Origin of the sequence: Nocardia sp. NPDC059180 (assembly GCF_042754945.1) — a bacterium.
In the GTDB taxonomy this organism is placed as follows: domain Bacteria; phylum Actinomycetota; class Actinomycetes; order Mycobacteriales; family Mycobacteriaceae; genus Nocardia.
Genome location: NZ_JBHZBU010000013.1, coordinates 57,332 through 75,856, shown reverse-complemented (window position 1 = coordinate 75,856; position 18,525 = coordinate 57,332). Strand labels below are relative to the sequence as shown.

The following is an 18,525-nucleotide window of genomic DNA, read 5'->3' as shown; positions in this document are numbered from 1 at the left end:
AGCTGGTTGACCTTGAGTTGGGCGTCATCGCCGAGGTCGTCGAGGGTGGTGCCGGCGGTGTTGTACGCATCGGCCATCCGCCGCATCGCGGTCTCGTCGCCCTCGGGCCAATCACCCGCACCGACGACGTACTTCGCGGCCCACTGCAACGCCTCTGGGATTTCGATTCCCACCCCGGCGCCTCCCGTCCTCGTTTCGGTCCAGAAACCTATCGACACAGACATAGACGTGGCGAATCAGGTTTCGGTTCCATCCGATCGCGGGCGAGTTGCCGATCGCGCCCGATCTGGAGTTCACTCGGCAGCATGCCGCGTCGCAGTCAGGAGGATCGCTCCAGGGCCACCAGGATGGCTCTGGAGGAAGCCGGGCTGCGGTTGTTCACCGAGCGCGGGTTCGCGGGCACGTCGGCTGAGGAGCTGGTGAGCGCGGCGGGGGTGACGCGCGGTGCCCTGCATCACCACTACGGCGACAAGCGCGGGCTGTTCCTCGCGGTGCTGGAACAGCTGGAGACCGATGCGACAGCCGAGATAGCGCAGGCCATCGAAGCGGTCGACCCGGACGACGCCGTGGCGGCGATGGCGACGGGGCTCGCAACATTCCTGGAGATCTGCCGCAGACCCGCCATGGTGCGTATCGCCCTCTCGGACGCGCCCGCGGTGCTGGGCTGGGAGGCGTGGCGGGAGTTCGAAGGCAGGCATGGTCTCGGACTCATCACCAGCCAGCTCGAGCAGGCTCGGGCGGCAGGGGCGATCCCCGACGTCCCGGTGCGGGTGCTCGGACAGCTCATCCTGAGCGCGGTAGCCGAATCCGGCCTGATCGTCGCGCATGCGGACGACCCGGATACCGCCCGGCTGGAATCACAGCAGGCATTGATGCTGCTGTTCGCGGGGATCCTGAACACCGGGTGATGGGCCACCATCGAACGGCCTTGGTGTGTGCGAGTGAGCATGCGCTCGCTGATGCCGTCGATCGCATGACGCAACTCGGTCTGATCGAACGGCGCCACCCGGCCTGCGGCGACCCGTGCCAATGCCTGACGCCTGGTGTCGCCCATCCATGAAAGACTGAGCACGTGCGTTTGTACCGTGACCATGCCGTAGTGCTTCGCCAGCACAAGCTGGGAGAGGCCGACCGCATTGTCACGCTGTTGACCAGGCAGAACGGTCTCGTTCGCGCGGTCGCCAAGGGGGTGCGGCGCACGAAATCGCGCTTCGGCGCCCGGCTGGAACCGTTCGCCTACATCGACGTGCAGCTGCATCCGGGCCGCAACCTCGACACCATCACCCAGGTGCATACGGTCGAAGCCAACGCGGCGGGCATCATCGACGACTACGGCCGCTACACCACGGCCTGCGCGGTGCTGGAAACCGCCGAGCGCCTGGCAGGTGAGGAACGCGCCCCGGCTACTCGCCTGCACATCCTGACCGCGGGCGCACTGCGGGCGATCGCCGCGGGACAACGCCCACACGAATTGGTCCTCGACGCTTTCCTGTTGCGCGCCATGGGTTTCGCCGGTTGGGCACCCGCCCTGGACGAATGCGCCCGCTGCGCCACCCCCGGCCCGCACCGCGCCTTCCACGTAGCCGCGGGTGGCGCGGTCTGCGTGCACTGCCGCCCACCCGGCGCAGCGACCCCCGGCGCCGGCGTACTCGACCTGATGATCGCCCTGCACCGCGGCGAATGGGAATACGTCGAAACAGTCCCCGACACCACCCGCCGCCAAGCCAGCGGCCTCATCGCAGCCCACCTGCAATGGCATCTGGAACGACAATTGCGCACCTTGCCGCTGATCGAGCGGTCCCGGCAACCGGGTGGCGTCGAGCTCGCGGCTTCTGGAGACCGCACCGGTTGACAGCGTCCGGATACCGCTACGAAATCCCTGGTGGTGGCGTCTGCCGGGCGCGTGCCCGATCACGGTGTCGGCGGCCCCGGGGCATCGGGCAGGATAGAACCGTGATCCTCCGCCGAGACTCTTCCGCCGGTTCGGGCAACCGGGCGGGGGAAACCCGTGCTGTTCGCCCGCCGTCACTGCATCCGTCTGGTGCGCGTCCGCCGCAGCTGCCGCCGGAGTTGGTGCCCAACCATGTCGCGCTGGTCATGGATGGGAACGGGCGGTGGGCGCAGGAGCGTGGGCTGCCGCGCACCGCGGGTCATGAGCGTGGCGAGGCGGTGCTCATGGACACCGTCGAGGGCTGTATCGAGATCGGGGTGAAGTGGCTGTCGGCGTACGCGTTCTCCACCGAGAACTGGCGGCGCAGCCCGGACGAGGTGCGGTTCCTCATGGGCTTCAACCGCGACGTCATCCGCCGCCGCCGCGACGAGATGCACGAGATGGGCGTTCGGGTGCGCTGGGCCGGGCGGCGCCCGCGGCTGTGGCGCAGCGTCATCAAGGAGCTCGAGACCGCGCAGGAGCTGACCAAAGACAACACCGTGATGACGCTGACCATGTGCGTCAACTACGGTGGCCGCGCCGAAATCGCTGATGCGGCAAGGGAGATCGCGCGCCGGGTCGCGGCGGGGGAGATCGACCCGGACAAGGTCGACGAGGCCACGATCGCCCGTTATCTCGACGAACCGGATATGCCCGACGTGGATCTGTTCCTGCGCCCTTCGGGTGAGTTCCGTAGCTCGAACTTCCTCATCTGGCAGTCCGCGTACGCTGAATTCGTCTATCAGGACACGCTTTTCCCCGATTTCGACCGCCGTAACCTGTGGGAAGCCTGCCTGCAGTACGCCAAGCGCGACCGTCGCTTCGGCGGAACCAAATGACCGGAGAAGATATGGATTCCGCACTCGAGCCCGACCTGGAACTGCAGGCCAGGGCCGGTGCCTGCCTGTCGATGTACGACGTCGACGTGCGGGTCGACAACGACGGCTCGCTGCGTTTCGACTACGAGGGCGCGCTGTGCTCGCTCGGCGCGGTGAACCTGACCGCCGGTCTGGACGTTTTGACGCTGACCTGTGTGCTGGCCTGGGATCGGCCGCTCAAACCACAGCTGCACAAGCGCGTCGCCGAGCGCAACAGCACCCTGCAGTTCGGCTCGATCGTGGTGATCGCCCACGGCAAGCTCGCCGATATCGTGCTGCGCTACACCTTCCCCGCCGCCGGTCTCGACGATCACGCGCTGGCCACCATGCTGCTGCTGGTGCTGTCCGGGGCGGGCCAGGCGCGCCAGGGTCTGTTGCTGCCCTGATCGTCAGGCCGGGCCCGGTGTCGTGGGGCCGAAGGGGAACAGCGTCTCCATGCCACGCACCGCGGCCTTCTGGTCGAAGTCGCCGATGATCAACTGCTGCAACAGGAATCCCGGCAGGATGCCGAACAATGCGGTCGCAGTCGCCTCCTTGTCGGTGTCCTCTGGGAGCCAGCCCACCTCGATGGTGCGCTCGATGTACTCGGCCCACATCTCGCGGATCCCGAGGATCGCCTTGCGCACATAGACGGCGGCGTCGGGATCTACCAGCGCCAGCGCCCACGCTTGCGGGGCCAGCCGCAACCTGCCCTCGGGACCGGTGTGGGGTAGGAACCAGTCGAGGATGTGGTCGACGACCTCGGCGGGGGTGGGGGGTGGGTCGCGGCGAATCACGTCAGCCATCATTCCGCGCAGATCCACCGTCGCGTTGGACGCCAGCGCCGCCACCAGCTCGTCCTTGCTCTTGAAATAGCGGTAGACCGCGCCGGCGGAGAGCCCGGATTCGGCGAAGACATCCTGCATGGAGGTGTTGTAGAACCCCTTGCGGGAGAAGCAGCGCTGCGCGGCGGCGAGGATCTGCTGCCTGCGGCGTTCCAGATGTTCTTCGCTGACTCGAGGCATGCCTCAAAAGTAAAACGAATATCCGTTCTTGACAAGCTGGGCGCCCGGTGGGACGGTAAGGGCACTAAAAAGAACGAGCCTCCGATTTACGGGAGAACGTCATCATGAACCTCACCCAGCGCGCCGTAGCCATCGGCGTAGGCGCGTCCCTTCTGCAAGCTCTGATGTTGATCGCCTTCGCCTGGCCCGCTGCCAATATGGCGCCGCGGGATCTACCGGTCGCGGTGACAGGGCCGCAGGCGGCGATGGTTGCCGAACGTCTGGCCGCCCACGACCCCGACGCTTTCGAGATCACCACGACGCCCGACGAGAACGCCGCGCGGGTCGCGATCACCGATCGCGAGGTCTACGGTGCGATCGTCACCGGCGGAGGACCGCCGCGCGTGCTGATTGCCTCCGGTGCCAGCCCGGCCGTTGCGCAGCAGCTGACCCAGATCGCGCAGCAGATGTCCGGCGCGCAGGCGGCCCAGGTCGAGGATCTGGTCGCCGCCGACCCCGATGATCCGCGTGGCGTCGGATTCGGCGTCATGGCGCTGCCGCTGGTGATGTCGGGTATCGCGGCGGGTGTCCTGCTGACGCTGCTGGTGCCGTCGGCGGTCGGCCGGGTGGTCGGTCTGCTGAGTTTCGCGGTGGCCGGCGGGCTGCTGAGCATGGTGATCGTGCAGGGCTGGCTGTCGCTGATCCCGGGTAGCTACCTCGTCCTGTCCGCGGTGGCCGGTCTGGTGTCGTTCACGGTGGCGGGCACCGTCGCAGGTCTGGCTACGGTGGTCGGCCGTGCGGGCATCGGCATCGCGGCGCTCACCATGCTGCTGATCGGTAACCCCTTCTCCGCCGCCACCTCGGCGCCGGAACTGCTGCCGCAGCCGTGGGGCGCCATCGGCCAGATGCTGCCGCCGGGCGCGGCCGCGTCGCTGCTGCGATCGGTGGCCTTCTTCGACGGTGCCGGTGCGACCGGTCCGCTGGTGGTGCTGCTGGTGTGGGCCGGGGTGGCCGTGACGTTGCTCGGTGTGGGTGCGATTCGCGAACGGCGTGGAACGGATGCACCGGATCCCGCGCCGGTCCCGGCGATGGCGGGCTGAGTACCGACGCCGGACGTACCGAGAGGCCGTCACCGGATTATCCGGTGACGGCCTCTTCGTGACGCTCAGCGACGCGATTCGCCCGCGCAGGAACGGCAGGTGCCGAAGATCTCGAGGGTGTGGCTGATCTCGGTGAAGCCGTGCTTGTCCGCGATCGACTCGGCCCATGCCTCGACCGTCGGGCCCTCGACCTCGATCGTGCGCCCGCAGCGACGGCACACCAGGTGATGGTGATGACCGGTGGAGCACTGCCGGTAGATGGATTCGCCCGAGTCGGTGCGCAGCACATCGACCATGCCCGCGTCGGCCAGCGACTGCAGGGTGCGGTAGACCGTGGTCAGGCCGATACCCTCGCCGCGGCGGCGCAGCTCGTCGTGCAACTCCTGGGCGGAACGGAATTCGTCGATATCACCCAGTAGCGCGGCGATCGCGCTGCGCTGGCGGGTACTGCGAATACCCACCGGCTTCTGCGAAACGACCAACTTGTCCGACACGATCAACCTTCCTCCACATGCGCGACGGCATCGACAACGATATGGGCCAGATGGTCGTCGACGAGTTCGTAGAGCACTTCGCGGCCCGAACGTTCGCCGTGCACCACACCTGCCGACTTGAGAATGCGCAGGTGCTGGCTGACCAGCGGCTGTGTGACGCCGAGTGCGTCGACCAACTCGTGCACGCAACGCGGCGACTCCCGCAGTTGTAGCACGATCGCGATGCGAACGGGGGCGGCGAGTGCGCGCAGCAGCTCGCCGGCGTCTTCGAGTACGGTCCGGGTGGGGACCGGCGCGGGGGCGGGGGACCGATACGGGTTGTGCGGGTGAGCGGTGGCCGTCTCGGCGGTCATGGAACCATCTCCTTATTGGAAAGCGATTCCATTTTGATATGCACAGGTGCGCATGTCAAATAGACATTCCGTGGGGGTGGAAACCCGGTTGTGGAGGGTCGATAGGCTGTAGCCAGTCGGCGGATCCAATACGTTGTAGTTCAGCTACATCACAATGTATTGGGATCGGCCGCGTGGGCCCGATCCGGCCGCCCGATTCCGACTCGTACTGGATGGAGAAATCTCGCGTGGCACCCAAGTCGAAGGTGGACACCGTTGCCAACCTCGCCAAGCGCCGGGGTCTGGTGTACCCGTGCGGTGAGATCTACGGAGGCACCAAGTCGGCCTGGGATTACGGTCCTCTCGGCGTCGAGCTGAAGGAGAACATCAAGAAGCAGTGGTGGCGCGCCATGGTCACCAGCCGCGATGATGTCGTCGGCCTCGACTCCTCGGTCATCCTGCCGCGTCAGGTCTGGGAGGCCTCGGGCCACGTCGCGACCTTCAGTGACCCGCTGGTCGAGTCGCTGCACACGCATAAGCGCTACCGCGCCGACCATCTGCTCGAGGCCTACGAAGAGAAGCACGGCCGCCCGCCGGCCAACGGCCTTGCCGATATCAACGATCCCGAGACCGGCCAGCCCGGCAAGTGGACCGAGCCCAAGAACTTCTCCGGCCTGCTCAAGACCTTCCTCGGTCCGGTCGACGACGAAGAGGGCCTGCACTACCTGCGCCCGGAAACCGCGCAGGGCATCTTCGTCAACTTCGCCAACGTGATGACCACCGCGCGCAAGAAGCCGCCGTTCGGTATCGCCCAGATCGGCAAGAGCTTCCGCAACGAGATCACCCCCGGTAACTTCATCTTCCGCACTCGCGAGTTCGAGCAGATGGAGATGGAGTTCTTCGTCAAGCCGGGTGAAGACGCGGAGTGGCACAAGTACTGGATCGACACCCGCTTCTCCTGGTACACCGATCTCGGTATCGACCCGGACAACCTGCGGCTGTTCGAGCACCCCAAGGAAAAGCTGTCGCACTACTCGGCGGGCACCACCGATATCGAGTACCGCTTCCGCTTCCAGGGCGGCGAGTGGGGCGAGCTCGAGGGCATCGCCAACCGCACCGATTACGACCTGAAGACGCACTCCGAGCACTCCGGCACCGATCTGGTCTACTTCGACCAGAACACCAAGGAGCGCTACATCCCGTACGTCATCGAGCCCGCGGCCGGTCTCACCCGTTCGCTGATGGCGTTCCTGGTCGACGCCTACGCCGAGGACGAGGCGCCCAATGCCAAGGGCGGCGTTGACACCCGTACGGTGCTGCGGCTGGACCGCAGGCTCTCCCCGGTCAAGGCCGCGGTGCTGCCGCTCTCGCGTAACGCCGATCTGACGCCCAAGGCGAAAGACCTTGCTACGCAGCTGCGTAAGTACTGGAACGTCGAGTTCGACGATGCGGGCGCGATCGGCCGTCGCTACCGTCGTCAGGACGAGATCGGTACCCCGTTCTGCATCACCGTCGACTTCGACACCCTCGACGACCAGGCCGTCACCATCCGCGAACGCGACTCCATGGCGCAGGAGCGGATCGCGCTGGACCAGGTCGAGGGCTACCTGGCCAAACATCTGCTCGGCGTCTGATTCACACCCGAAGGGCCGGTTACCGCATGTGGTAACCGGCCCTTCGGCGTTCGGTTGCGCGTCAGCCGATTCCGCTGCTGGCTCCACTGCCGGTGGACATGGACTGGATCAGCCCCATCAGCAGGGCCAGGACGCCGCCGTCGGTGTCGCCACCGGACGCGCTGCCGGTACCGACGTTGGTCCTGGTCGGGTGCTTGTGCATGGTGTTCTCCTCATCGTGCAGTCGAGCGGGCTCGACGCTCCCGAATCGTGGGCGGTGCGCCCGGCGGGAGTGACAGGGAGCGTACAAGCGATCAAGATGCGAAACGATAGATTTTCAAAAATTGCCGGGGGATGCCAAGGGGGCTTGCGCGGGGACGCTCAGGCCGGGACGTCCCAGAACGCGAGTTCGTGGCGCATGCCCTCGCGGAAGAAACGTTCGGCGGTAAGCGGATCCACGTCGGTCTCGTCGAGCATTCGCGCGCACCGGCGGGTCAGCGCGGCGAACTCCGGGTCGGCATAGGTGTCGACCCAGCGGCGGTAGCGGGGCTCGGTGGGCGGGTTCTGCGCGAGGATGGCGCCGAGCGTCGAATAGCCCCACATGCAGGGGTAGAGGGCGGCAAGGCCCTCGCCGTAGGAGGCGGCGGCGTCCAGCAGGAACTCGGTGTAGGCCTCGCAGGGTGCGCCTTTGACCGCACCGTCGAGGTCGGCATCGAACTCCGCGGCCAGGGTTCGATGCAGTGACAGTTCCTCGTGATAGGTCGAGTGGGCGAGGTCGACCAGATCGCCGAGATGCGCTGCGGGCGCTTGCCAAGCGAGGCGGCTGAATACGCGGACGTAGTCCAGCAGATACAGATAGTCCTGCTCCAGCCATGACCGGAACACCGGATCCGGCAGGTCACCGCGGGCGATTCCGGCGACCGTCGGATGGGCGAGTTGTTCTTCGACCATCGGCCGGCCGATGTTCTCCAGATGCGCGGCGAGATTCATGCCGACAGTGTCGCGCATTCGAATCGGTGACGCGGAGGTGCTGCCGGAGCAACGCTTCGAGTTCCCGGCTTCGTCTCGGCCGGTCGGCCGGATCGTGCTGGTGTGGTCCGGTCGACACGGACGGTGCAGGCGAGCGGGATCCGTCCCGTGCCGACCTGGCCGAGGCGCGAGCTTCGGCACCTGCGACGGACGGCGCACCGATGGCCGAGTACTGGCCGATGCCGAACCGTAATGTTTTCGGCCCCCGTGGATTTGCGTGCGGACCGCTGTTGCCGCACGCTTGCGGGGTGCTGTGGGATGAGGGTGATGTTGTGCGGTTGCTGGAGCCGTCGGAACAACGGTTCGTCCGGCACGGCACCTATACCGGGCGGTCGGTGTCGGTCGCCGGTCGGCTCGATATCTCGGCGCTGAGCGCCGCCTTCGCGACGCTGCTGTGCGCGTATCCGGTGCTGGTCTGCCGGATCGGGATCGATCAGTACGGTCGCGGACACCTGCTGCGGCCTGCGGGTTCCATGCCGATCCCGATGTTGACACGGACCGGTGATCCCACCGAAATCGCGATGCCCCCGCACCGGCTCGACCCCGCGGAGCAGCTGGCCTATCTGGACGTCGTGCTCGGATCGGGTGACCGGTCGCGCGTGACGATGTATGTGCACCACGGTGTTGCCGACGGCGGTCACAGCGTCGAATTATTCGCGCGGCTATGGGATTGCTACACCGATCAGCTGCTGTCGGTACCCGGCGCCGCGGCGGCGTTCGACTACCCGATGCCGATGGAATGGTATGCCCAGCAACGCGGTATCGCTCGGCACACCCGATCGGGCTTCGAGGACGTGGCGCGGCCGCTGCCCCCGGCGACCTCCGTTGGAGTCGACGACGCCCCCGCTGACGGCGTGCTGGCCCGTCCGCAACGCCTGCAACTGGATCCGGCCGCGACCGCACGCATCGTCGAACTGAGCCGGTGGCACCGGGTGACCGTCAACGCTCTGCTCACCGCCGCGCTGCTGCGCGCCTACGCCGCCTCGGCCGGGGGAGTGAGCGGCGTCCCGGTTCCGGTGGGCTGCCTCTACCCGGTCGACTTGCGCGCCCGCCTGGACCCGCCTGTCGCTGCCGCCGCCGGAACGAACATGGCCGGACTCGCCTCCTTCGCCGCCGACGTCGACCGCGCAGGCTGCATCGTCGAACTGGCACACCGCATCTCGACCCGACTGCACGAGGACCTCGCGACCGGCACCGTGCAACAGTCGGTCCTGCATTTCCCCGACTACTTCGGCGAGCACCGAATCCATTCGCTGGCAGGCCATATCGCCATCACCAATACCGGTGTGGTGCCGCACTTCCGCACCCCCGGCGCCCTCCGCGTCACCGACTACGAAATCGTCTACCTGTCGGCCCACCCACGCCGGTCCCTCGGCCCCTCAGCCGCAGTAACCTTCCTCGCCTACACCTTCGCCGCCCGCCTCACCGTCGCGATGCTCGGCGGACCGTTCCCCAGCGAGGACTTGCTCGGCGCGGTCAATGCGGAGCTGACCGCGGCGCCGTCGGAAGTAACACGGGGACAGTTGGTATAGGCGACGCCCGAGGGAGTGCGACGCCTCGCTCACCCCGGGCTTGTGTTCACCGCGCTCAGAAGCGTCCGCCGCGGCTGATGCGTCGCGAGCCGCTCGAACCGCCGAACGAGGGTGCGCGATACCCGCCGCCATATCCACCGCTGCGCCCACTGCCCGCCGCGCCGCGGAGCAAACCTTCGATCAGGATGCCGCCGAGGATTGCTCCGGCCTGAGCGCCTCCGGAGGGTGCGCGCCCGGCTTCCCAGGTATGGACGCTGGATTGCGCCTCCTGGAGGGCGCGGCCGCCGAGGTCCGCGGCGGTTCGGGCGTGGGAGAGGGCGGTGCTGGGGTCGGTGTCGCGGAGGCGGATTGCGCCGTCGAGGTGACGTTGCGCTTCGGCGAGGCGGGTGCGGGCGGTGGCGTCGATGCCGCCGCGGCGGGTGCTGATGTAGTCGGCGGCTGCGCGGACGCGGGCGCGTGCGTCGGTCAGGGCCTGGTCGAGGCGGCGGCGCAGGTCTTCGGCCGCGAGTTTGCGATCGGTGGCGCCGGCCAGTGCGCGGTCCAGTTCGGCGTCGGCGGATACGGCGTTGTGGAACGCGCCCAACGGGTCTGCGGCCGAAGTGGTTTGGGCATTGTCGAGGACAGCTCGTGCGCTCGTGGTCGCTGCTGACAATTCGGTCCCGCCATAGGTGGTGAGGTCCTCCGCTGCCGCGAGATCGTTGCGTAGTTCTGCCAATGCCGCAGGCAGACCGGCTCGCGCCTGTTCGATATTGGTTGCGGCATGCAGCACGGCGTCGAGCAGTGTGCGTGCCTGACCGATCGCGCCCTCGGCGGCCCGGATTGCCGCAACTGCGCCGCCTTGCTCACCGACAGCTCGCCGCAATGCTTCTCGCCCGGTGTCGATGTTCTGTTCGGCGAAGGCGATGCGTTCGCGCGCCATCGCGGTGTTGTCCCGAATCGAGGACAAGACCTGCGGCGGATGCGCGGCGACGAGCCGGTTGAGTTCCTCATCGGCAACAGGGACCCGGCTGGTCAATTCGACCAGGTCGCGGGTCAGCACGTCTAAACGTTCCCCGGCGTTGATGAGCAGATCGCGCATCGAATCGAACGCGGCGACCTGCTCATCGAGTTCCTGATCGGCACGGCCGACGGTGCCGATCAGATCGATCAGCAGAGCGCGCTGCTCGTGGGGAGTTTCCGGAATGGCGTCGTCGAGCCGTTGGCGAATTCCGAAAGCTTGTCCGATCGCCGCCTTCGCCTGATCGAGGGCGGTGCGGAACGGGGTAACGGCGGTGTCACCGAATTCCCCGGTCGCCAGCTCGAGCTCGTCGGCACTCGTGCGCACCGCGTTGTCGATATCGACCAGCAGCTCCCGCGAGCGGTCATGCAGGACGGGCAACGGCAGCGCAGCCAGGGCAGCGGTGTCGGCGGGGTCGACGGTGCGGGCGCGTTCGAGCTCGGCACGTTCCCGATCCCGACGTCGCTTACGCGTGAACAGCACCAGCCCACCGACCGCGACCACGATCAACGCCCCGATGATGAGCACCCAGACCACGCTCACCCCGCCTCCGGACATCGCCGCGCCGATACCGTCGGCGGCGGCCACACCCGCATCGGCCCACCGGCTGTCCCGCAATGCGGCTTCGACATCCGCGCTGAGGATCCGGTCCAGTTCGGACTCGCCGACCCCGCTGGGCGGTACTCCGTCGAACGCGTACGCGCGATCGTCGACCGCCACCGCCAGCAGCAGATCCCGCTCACCGAACCCGGATCGCTGCGAGGTCTGCGCCGCCCAATCCTGCGGGCTCAGTCCGGCGAAATCGCGGACGTAATACACCCACAACCGCACCTGATGATCGGCATAGAGCCTGTCGACCGCCCCGCGCACCTCATCGGCACCCGACGCCCCGAGCGCGTTCGCCGAATCGACCACGTAGGTGTCCATCCGCGTCGGCGGCTCCGCCTGCGCCATCGGCACCGCGACCAACCCGGCACCGAGCACGACCAGCGTGAACCAACGGACGACCCGATGCAGCGCCATGCGCTCGAATCTATCGCGCACCATCGCCGCATCGGCTGCGGTTGGTCCTCGCGCAGGTTGCGCATGTCGGCCGCGCGTCGGCATCGCAGAGACTGGGTTCCGAGCTCCGCCTCGGGCTCATGGGTGCAGTGTTGCCCTCCGTCGCGAAGGCAGGCTCCAGCCGTCGGCCGCCGTCCTGGGATCAGGGCGGATAGCATCGGGACCGTGGTCACAATCGACGGTGTGTACACCGGTCATGTTTCCGGCGGCGCTGCCGCGCAACAGCGCGACGTTCCAGGCGCGCGGATCATCAAGATGTCGGTCGGGCCGATGGACAACAACAGCTACCTGGTGCAGTGCACCGCCACCGGCGACGCCCTGCTCATCGACGCCGCCAACGACGCGGACCGGCTGATCGCCCTGATCGACCAGGAGACGCCGGGCCAGATCCGCCGCATCGTCACCACCCACCGCCACCCGGACCACTGGCAAGCATTGGCTCAGGTCGCCGCGGCCACCACCGCACCTACCGCGGCCCACGCCCTCGACGCAGGCCATCTCCCGATCACGCCGTCCGAGACCCTGGCCGAGGGTGAACCCGCGCCCATCGGCAAGCTGAACTTCGAGGTCATCCACCTCGCCGGCCACACCCCGGGCTCCATCGCTCTCGCCCTGACCGACGGTTCCGGCCGCACCCACCTGTTCACCGGCGACTCCCTGTTCCCGGGCGGGGTAGGGAAGACCCAGAACCCAGCGGATTTCGAGAGCCTCTACACCGACGTCACCACCAAGTTGTTCGACCGCTTCCCGGACGACACGGTCGTCTACCCGGGCCATGGTGACGACACCACCCTCGGCACCGAACGGCCGCACCTCGGCGAGTGGAAGGCCCGCGGCTGGTGACTCGATTCAGCCCTCGGAGCGGCCGCCGCATACGGCTTCGGTGAAATTACGGGCCGGTAGCCTCCGCACGCTGTGCACAATCGCGACGCAAGCGTTCAGACTGACGGATAACCTGCAACCTCCGCCGGTCGGCGGAGCCTGCTTTGAAAGGAGCGGCACACAGTGTTCAGCCGCATTGCCATCGTGAACCGGGGCGAGGCCGCCATGCGCCTCATCCACGCCGTCCGAGATCTGGCCGCGGCGACTGGCCGCCCGATCGAAACGGTCGCCCTATATACCGACGTCGACCGCACCGCGACGTTCGTGCGTGAGGCCGATATCGCCTACGACCTCGGCCCGGCGTCCGCGCGCCCCTATCTGGATCTCAAGGCGCTCGAAAGTGCCCTGGTCACGACCGGTGCGGACGCGGCGTGGGTCGGCTGGGGCTTCGTCGCCGAAGACCCGTCGTTCGCCGAACTGTGCGAACACATCGGAATCACCTTCATCGGGCCGAGCCCGGACGCCATGCGCAAGCTCGGCGACAAGATCGGCGCGAAGCTGATCGCCGAGGAAGTCGGCGTGCCGGTGGCGCCGTGGAGCCGCGGTGCGGTCGAGACCGTCGACGCGGCCGTGGCGGCCGCGGCCGAGATCGGCTATCCGCTGATGCTGAAGGCCACCGCGGGTGGCGGTGGACGTGGCATCCGGGTGATCAACGACGAGTCCGAGCTCGTCGACGCCTACGAACGCACAAGTCAGGAGGCGGCGCGCGCCTTCGGTAGCGGCGTGGTCTTCCTGGAACGCCTGGTCACCGGTGCCCGCCACGTCGAGGTCCAGGTGATCGCCGACGGTCAGGGCACCGCGTGGGCGCTCGGCGTGCGCGACTGCTCGGTGCAGCGTCGCAACCAGAAGGTCATCGAGGAATCTGCGTCGCCGGTGCTGAGCCCCGAGCAGACGGCCGAACTCAAGGCGTCTGCCGAGCGGCTCGCCGTCGCGGTCGGCTATCGCGGTGCGGCCACCGTCGAATTCCTCTATCACCCAGGTGACCAGCTGTTCGCCTTCCTCGAGGTCAACACCCGGCTGCAGGTCGAACACCCGATCACCGAGTACACCACCGGTTTCGACCTGGTCCACGCGCAGCTGCATGTGGCTTCCGGCGGCAAGCTCGAGGGCAACCCGCCGGCCGAGCGCGGCCACGCCATCGAGGCAAGGCTCAATGCCGAGGATCCCGACCGCGACTTCGCGCCCGCCCCTGGCCGCATCGCGCTGCTCGACCTGCCTGCCGGACCCGGCATCCGCGTCGACACCGGCGTCAGCGAGGGCGACACGATTCCCGCCGACTTCGACTCGATGATCGCCAAGATCATCGCCTACGGCCGCGACCGCGAGGAAGCACTTGGCCGGTTGCGCCGGGCCGTGGGGCAGACCCGAGTGATCATCGAGGGCGGCGCGACGAACAAGAGCTTCGTCCTCGACCTGCTCGAGCAGCCCGAGGTGATCGACGCCAGCGCCGACACCGGCTGGATCGACCGTGTTCGCGGCGAAGGTCGCCTGGTGTCGCAGCGGCACTCCGCTGTCGCCCTGGCCGCCGCCGCGATCGCCGCCTACGAGGAGGAGGAGAGCGTCGAGCGGCACCGGCTGCTGTCCACCGCCGCCGGTGGGCGTCCGCAGGTACAGCACGAGAGCGGTCGCCCGCTCGATCTGAAGCTGCGCGGCGTCGGCTACCGCGTACGGGTGGCTCGCATCGGTGCGCACCGGTTCCGCGTCGGCATCGAGGCGGGTAGCGATATCCGCACCGCTGACGTCGACCTCGAGCGCTTCGATCAGCACACCGGCCAGATCGTGGTCAACGGCATCCGATACCGGCTGGTCACCGGCACACACGGTCCGGTCCACGTGGTCGATGTCGACGGCGTGACCCATCGGGTCAGCCTCGACGAAGGCGGCGTTGTCCGCTCGCCCGCGCCCGCGCTGGTCGTCGCCACTCCATTGCAGGTCGGCGCCGAGGTCGAGGCGGGCGCGCCGGTGCTGGTGCTGGAGAGCATGAAGATGGAAACGGTGCTGCGTGCGCCGTTCCGCGCCCGGTTGAAGGAATGCGCTGTCTCCGTCGGTACGCAGGTGGAGGCCGGTGCGCCGCTGCTGCGGCTGGAGCCGCTCGCCGAGGACGACGAGGCCGAGGACACCGTGTCCGACCAGCCGGTGGAGCTGGACCTGCCTGCCGGAGTCGCCCCGGTCCAGCCGCATCAGCGGCTCGTCCGTGGTCAACAGGACCTGCGCAGCCTGCTGCTCGGCTTCGATGTCGACCCACACGACGATCGTCGGGTGGTCGAGGACTACCTCGCCGCGCGGCGAGCGGCCATCTCCGACAACCGCAGGCCGCTGGCCGAGGAACTCGAACTGGTTGAGGTCTTCGCCGACCTCGCCGAGCTGAGCCACAACCGCACCTGGGGTGAGGACGGCGGCCAAGGCCACCTGCACAGCGCACGCGAGTACTTCCACACCTACCTGCAGAGCCTCGACGCCGACCGCGCCGGGCTGCCGGAGTCCTACCGGGCCAAGCTGGCCAGGGCGCTCGGGCACTACGGCGTCACCGAACTGGAACGCACTCCCGACCTCGAGGCCGCGGTCTTCCGGATCTTCCTCGCCCAGCAACGGCCGTCGGACACCGTCACCGTCATCACCACCCTGCTGCGCGAATGGCTCGGGGAGCCGGTGCCGGACGCGGCGTTGCAGGAGCCGGTCGGATTGGCGCTGGAGCGGCTGGTGGCGGCGACGCAGGTGCGTTTCCCCGTCATCGCCGACCTCACCCGCGGTCTCGTGTACGCCTGGTACGGCCAGCCGCTGCTGCGCCGCAATCGCGCCCGCGTATACGCCAACGTCCGTAAGCATCTGAGCCACCTGGACGCCCACCCGGACGCCGCCGATCGCTCCGAACGCCTCGCGGAGATGGTGCGCAGCACCGAACCGCTGGTGCGGCTGCTCGGCCAGCGGCTGGTCCGCGGCAACGCCGACAACACCGTCATGCTCGAGGTGCTGACCCGCCGCTACTACGGCAACAAAGACCTCGTCGACGTGCGCACCCATCAGGCCAACGGCTGCACGTTCGTCGTCGCCGAGCGCCGCGGTATGACCCTGGTCTCGGCCGCCGTGAGCTTCGACGCCCTCGACGCCGTTCTGCGCGGGCTCGGCGAACTCGCCGGCGGCGCCGCGTCCATCGAGGCCGACATCTATCTGGCCTGGGAACGGCAGCCCGAAGACTTCGACGAGATGGCCGCGGCACTGCAAGAGGTGCTCAGCGCGCAACCGTTGCCGAACCAGGTGCACCGGATCACCGCCACGGTCGCCGGTAGCGGCGGCGCGGTGATGCACCACCACTTCACCTTCCGTCCGTCGGCGACCGGCATGGACGAGGAGCGGCTGATCCGCGGTCTGCATCCGTACATCGCGGAGCGGATGCAGCTCAAGCGGCTGCGCAAATTCGACCTCACCCGCCTGCCGTCCTCGGACGAAGAGGTGTACCTGTTCCGGTGTGTCGCGAAAGAGAACCCGTCCGACGAGCGGCTCATCGCCTTCACCCAGGTGCGTGATCTGGCCGCACTGCGCGAGCACGACGGCAGGCTGCTCGCGTTGCCGACCGCCGAGAGCACCCTGGCCGCCTGCATCGATGGCATCCGCCGCGCGCAGTCGCTGCGGCCGTCGGGCAAGCGTCTGCACACCAACCGCATCGTGATGTACATCTGGCCGCCGCTGGACCTCACCAGCGCCGAGCTGGAGACGATCGTCGAGCGGGTGGAACCGGCGACCGTCGGCGCAGGCCTCGAAGAGATTCTGCTCATCGCCCGCAAGCCCGACCCGGAGACCGGCGAACTGGTCAAGATCGTCGTGCGGATCGGTTTCGACGGCCCTGGCGGCACGCAGGTGACCGTCGGTGAACGCACCGACGACGCGGTCGAGCCGCTCGACGAATACCGGCAGAAGGTGCTGCGGGCCAGCAGCCGCAACACCGTGTACCCGTACGAGCTGACCGGCCTGCTCGGTGATTTCGCCGAGCACGACCTCGACGCCGACCACGCCCTGGTTCCCGTCGACCGGCCCAAGGGCCGCAACACCGCGGCGATCGTCGCCGGTGTGGTCACCTCGCCGACCGAGCGGCATCCGCAGGGCGTCACCCGTGTCGTGCTGCTCGGCGATCCGACGAAATCGCTCGGCGCGCTGTCGGAGCCGGAATGCCGCCGGGTGATCGCCGCACTGGATCTGGCCGAACAGATGCAGGTACCGCTCGAGTGGTTCGCGCTGTCCTCCGGTGCCCGCATCTCGATGAAATCGGGCACCGAGAACATGGACTGGGTGGCGGCGGCGCTCAAGCGCATCGTCGAATTCACCCAGGACGGTGGTGAGATCAACATCGTCGTCGCGGGCATCAATGTCGGTGCGCAGCCGTACTGGAACGCCGAGGCGACGATGCTCATGCACACCAAGGGCATCCTGGTGATGACCCCGGACTCGGCGATGGTGCTCACGGGCAAGCAGGCACTCGACTTCTCCGGTGGTGTTTCGGCCGAGGACAACTTCGGTATCGGCGGCTACGACCGGGTGATGGGTCCGAACGGGCAGGCGCAGTACTGGGCGCCGAACCTGGCGGCGGCGCAGGAAATTCTGATGTCGCACTACGACCACACCTACATCGCACCCGGCGAGCAGGCCCCGCGGCGGGCACAGACCAGCGATCCGATCGATCGCGATGTCTCCGGATTCCCGCACACCATGGCCGACAGCGACTTCACCACCGTCGGCGAGATCTTCTCCGCCACGGCGAACCCGGATCGCAAGAAGCCCTTCGACATCCGCACAGTCATGCGTGCGCTGGCCGACCAGGACTACCCGGTGCTCGAACGGTGGGCCGGGATGGCGGATGCGGAGACTGCGGTCGTGCAGGACGCGCACCTCGGCGGTATCCCGGTGTGCCTGCTCGGTATCGAGTCACGCAGCGTTCCGCGGCGCGGCTTCCCGTCCACCGACGGGCCGGACACCTACACCGCGGGCACCCTGTTCCCGCGGTCGTCGAAGAAGGCCGCGCGGGCGATCAACGCGGCCAGCGGGAATCGTCCGCTGGTAGTGCTGGCGAACCTGTCGGGTTTCGACGGCTCGCCCGAGTCGATGCGAAAGCTGCAGCTGGAATACGGCGCCGAGATCGGCCGTGCGATCGTGAACTTCCGTGGGCCGATCGTGTTCTGCGTGATCTCCCGGTATCACGGCGGCGCGTTCGTGGTGTTCTCCAAGGCACTGAACCCGAATATGACGGTGCTGGCACTGGAAGGCTCGTTCGCCTCGGTGCTCGGTGGCGCCCCGGCCGCCGCAGCGGTGTTCTCCGGTGAGGTCAACGCGCGCACCGCGGCAGACCCGCGGATCCAGGAACTGGAGACGCGTGCCGCCAACGCCGCAGGCCCCGACCGTGCGGAGTTGGCCGCGGAAATCGACGAACTCCGTTCGTCGGTCCGCGCCGAGAAACTGGGCGATGTCGCCGCCGAATTCGACCGCGTGCACAACATCCACCGCGCCGTCGAGGTCGGTTCGGTCGACGCCGTCATCCGCGCCGCCGAACTGCGCCCCCGCATCATCGAGGCGATCGAGACCCGGTTGCTCGGCTGATGCGTGGAGCCTGATCGTCGATCGGTCAGGTCGGGTATGTGTGAGAAATGACGGTGACCAGGCCGAGCGGCCTGGCCACCGTCATTGTGATCGCTGCATGGTGCCCG

General features: G+C 67.9%; 15 protein-coding genes. 9 read left to right on the top strand and 6 right to left on the bottom strand.

Features of this window, described 5'->3' with window-relative positions:
• The first annotated feature begins 305 nt into the window (after positions 1 to 305).
• The 4 genes from ACFXNW_RS29605 (at position 306) to ACFXNW_RS29590 (ending at position 3,194) form a co-directional block, all read left to right on the top strand.
• Positions 306 to 908: a TetR/AcrR family transcriptional regulator gene (locus ACFXNW_RS29605; protein ID WP_379421102.1), complete on the top strand. Its 603-nt coding sequence runs from the start codon at positions 306 to 308 to the stop codon at positions 906 to 908.
• A 164-nt stretch (positions 909 to 1,072) separates the two neighbouring features.
• Entirely contained in the window at positions 1,073 to 1,852 is a 780-nt protein-coding gene (recO, locus tag ACFXNW_RS29600; protein ID WP_379421101.1) for a DNA repair protein RecO, read from the top strand.
• Positions 1,853 to 1,953: 101 nt separating this feature from the next.
• Positions 1,954 to 2,769 carry an isoprenyl transferase gene (locus ACFXNW_RS29595; protein WP_379421100.1) on the top strand — a complete coding sequence of 272 codons (816 nt, stop codon included), beginning with the start codon at positions 1,954 to 1,956 and terminating at the stop codon, positions 2,767 to 2,769.
• Positions 2,766 to 3,194, top strand: coding sequence for a YbjN domain-containing protein (locus ACFXNW_RS29590; protein WP_379421099.1), 429 nt, complete (start codon positions 2,766 to 2,768; stop codon positions 3,192 to 3,194). Before ACFXNW_RS29595 ends, ACFXNW_RS29590 begins: the two co-directional genes overlap by 4 nt.
• A gap of 3 nt (positions 3,195 to 3,197) precedes the next feature.
• Here ACFXNW_RS29590 and ACFXNW_RS29585 read toward each other — a convergent pair whose 3' ends face one another.
• A complete protein-coding gene (locus ACFXNW_RS29585; protein WP_379421098.1) occupies positions 3,198 to 3,812 on the bottom strand; it encodes a TetR/AcrR family transcriptional regulator in 615 nt (204 codons plus the stop codon).
• 104 nt (positions 3,813 to 3,916) lie between these two features.
• Between ACFXNW_RS29585 and ACFXNW_RS29580 the strand changes: the two genes are divergently transcribed.
• On the top strand, positions 3,917 to 4,891 hold the full coding sequence (locus ACFXNW_RS29580) for a hypothetical protein (protein ID WP_379421097.1): 975 nt from the start codon (positions 3,917 to 3,919) through the stop codon (positions 4,889 to 4,891).
• Between the two features lie 65 nt (positions 4,892 to 4,956).
• On the opposite strand, the gene ACFXNW_RS29575 is transcribed toward ACFXNW_RS29580, so the two are convergent.
• On the bottom strand, positions 4,957 to 5,385 hold the full coding sequence (locus ACFXNW_RS29575) for a Fur family transcriptional regulator (RefSeq protein ID WP_379421096.1): 429 nt from the start codon (positions 5,383 to 5,385) through the stop codon (positions 4,957 to 4,959).
• Between the two features lie 2 nt (positions 5,386 to 5,387).
• The gene (locus tag ACFXNW_RS29570) at positions 5,388 to 5,738 is read right to left on the bottom strand and encodes a helix-turn-helix transcriptional regulator (protein ID WP_014349778.1); all 351 of its coding nucleotides are present in this window, start codon (positions 5,736 to 5,738) and stop codon (positions 5,388 to 5,390) included.
• Positions 5,739 to 5,965: 227 nt separating this feature from the next.
• Between ACFXNW_RS29570 and ACFXNW_RS29565 the strand changes: the two genes are divergently transcribed.
• Complete coding sequence (locus tag ACFXNW_RS29565; protein WP_379421095.1) at positions 5,966 to 7,351, top strand: glycine--tRNA ligase; 1,386 nt, start codon at positions 5,966 to 5,968, stop codon at positions 7,349 to 7,351.
• A gap of 61 nt (positions 7,352 to 7,412) precedes the next feature.
• On the opposite strand, the gene ACFXNW_RS29560 is transcribed toward ACFXNW_RS29565, so the two are convergent.
• Together ACFXNW_RS29560 and ACFXNW_RS29555 are read right to left on the bottom strand one after the other, a co-directional pair.
• Positions 7,413 to 7,553, bottom strand: a complete 141-nt coding sequence (locus ACFXNW_RS29560; protein WP_379421094.1) for a hypothetical protein — start codon at positions 7,551 to 7,553, stop codon at positions 7,413 to 7,415.
• A 158-nt stretch (positions 7,554 to 7,711) separates the two neighbouring features.
• Positions 7,712 to 8,320 (bottom strand): TenA family protein, encoded by a 609-nt coding sequence (locus ACFXNW_RS29555; protein ID WP_379421093.1) that lies wholly within the window; start codon positions 8,318 to 8,320, stop codon positions 7,712 to 7,714.
• Positions 8,321 to 8,607: 287 nt separating this feature from the next.
• On the opposite strand from ACFXNW_RS29555, the gene ACFXNW_RS29550 reads away from it, so the two are divergent.
• Positions 8,608 to 9,891 carry an acyltransferase gene (locus ACFXNW_RS29550; RefSeq protein ID WP_379421092.1) on the top strand — a complete coding sequence of 428 codons (1,284 nt, stop codon included), beginning with the start codon at positions 8,608 to 8,610 and terminating at the stop codon, positions 9,889 to 9,891.
• Between the two features lie 55 nt (positions 9,892 to 9,946).
• On the opposite strand, the gene ACFXNW_RS29545 is transcribed toward ACFXNW_RS29550, so the two are convergent.
• Positions 9,947 to 11,911 carry a TPM domain-containing protein gene (locus tag ACFXNW_RS29545; RefSeq protein WP_379421091.1) on the bottom strand — a complete coding sequence of 655 codons (1,965 nt, stop codon included), beginning with the start codon at positions 11,909 to 11,911 and terminating at the stop codon, positions 9,947 to 9,949.
• Between the two features lie 204 nt (positions 11,912 to 12,115).
• Between ACFXNW_RS29545 and ACFXNW_RS29540 the strand changes: the two genes are divergently transcribed.
• Positions 12,116 to 12,793, top strand: coding sequence for an MBL fold metallo-hydrolase (locus ACFXNW_RS29540; RefSeq protein ID WP_379421090.1), 678 nt, complete (start codon positions 12,116 to 12,118; stop codon positions 12,791 to 12,793).
• Between the two features lie 162 nt (positions 12,794 to 12,955).
• Positions 12,956 to 18,418, top strand: coding sequence for a carboxyl transferase domain-containing protein (locus tag ACFXNW_RS29535; RefSeq protein WP_379421089.1), 5,463 nt, complete (start codon positions 12,956 to 12,958; stop codon positions 18,416 to 18,418).
• Positions 18,419 to 18,525 lie beyond the last annotated feature (107 nt).

Bases quoted from the DNA above. Each gene is read 5' to 3' on its own strand.
- ACFXNW_RS29585 (WP_379421098.1), bottom strand. From the start codon at position 3,812: ATGCCTCGAGTCAGCGAAGAACATCTGGAACGCCGCAGGCAGCAGATC.
- ACFXNW_RS29555 (WP_379421093.1), bottom strand. From the start codon at position 8,320: ATGAATCTCGCCGCGCATCTGGAGAACATCGGCCGGCCGATGGTCGAA.
- ACFXNW_RS29580 (WP_379421097.1), top strand. From the start codon at position 3,917: ATGAACCTCACCCAGCGCGCCGTAGCCATCGGCGTAGGCGCGTCCCTT.
- ACFXNW_RS29560 (WP_379421094.1), bottom strand. From the start codon at position 7,553: ATGCACAAGCACCCGACCAGGACCAACGTCGGTACCGGCAGCGCGTCC.
- ACFXNW_RS29545 (WP_379421091.1), bottom strand. From the start codon at position 11,911: ATGGCGCTGCATCGGGTCGTCCGTTGGTTCACGCTGGTCGTGCTCGGT.
- ACFXNW_RS29605 (WP_379421102.1), top strand. From the start codon at position 306: ATGCCGCGTCGCAGTCAGGAGGATCGCTCCAGGGCCACCAGGATGGCT.
- ACFXNW_RS29570 (WP_014349778.1), bottom strand. From the start codon at position 5,738: ATGACCGCCGAGACGGCCACCGCTCACCCGCACAACCCGTATCGGTCC.
- ACFXNW_RS29590 (WP_379421099.1), top strand. From the start codon at position 2,766: ATGACCGGAGAAGATATGGATTCCGCACTCGAGCCCGACCTGGAACTG.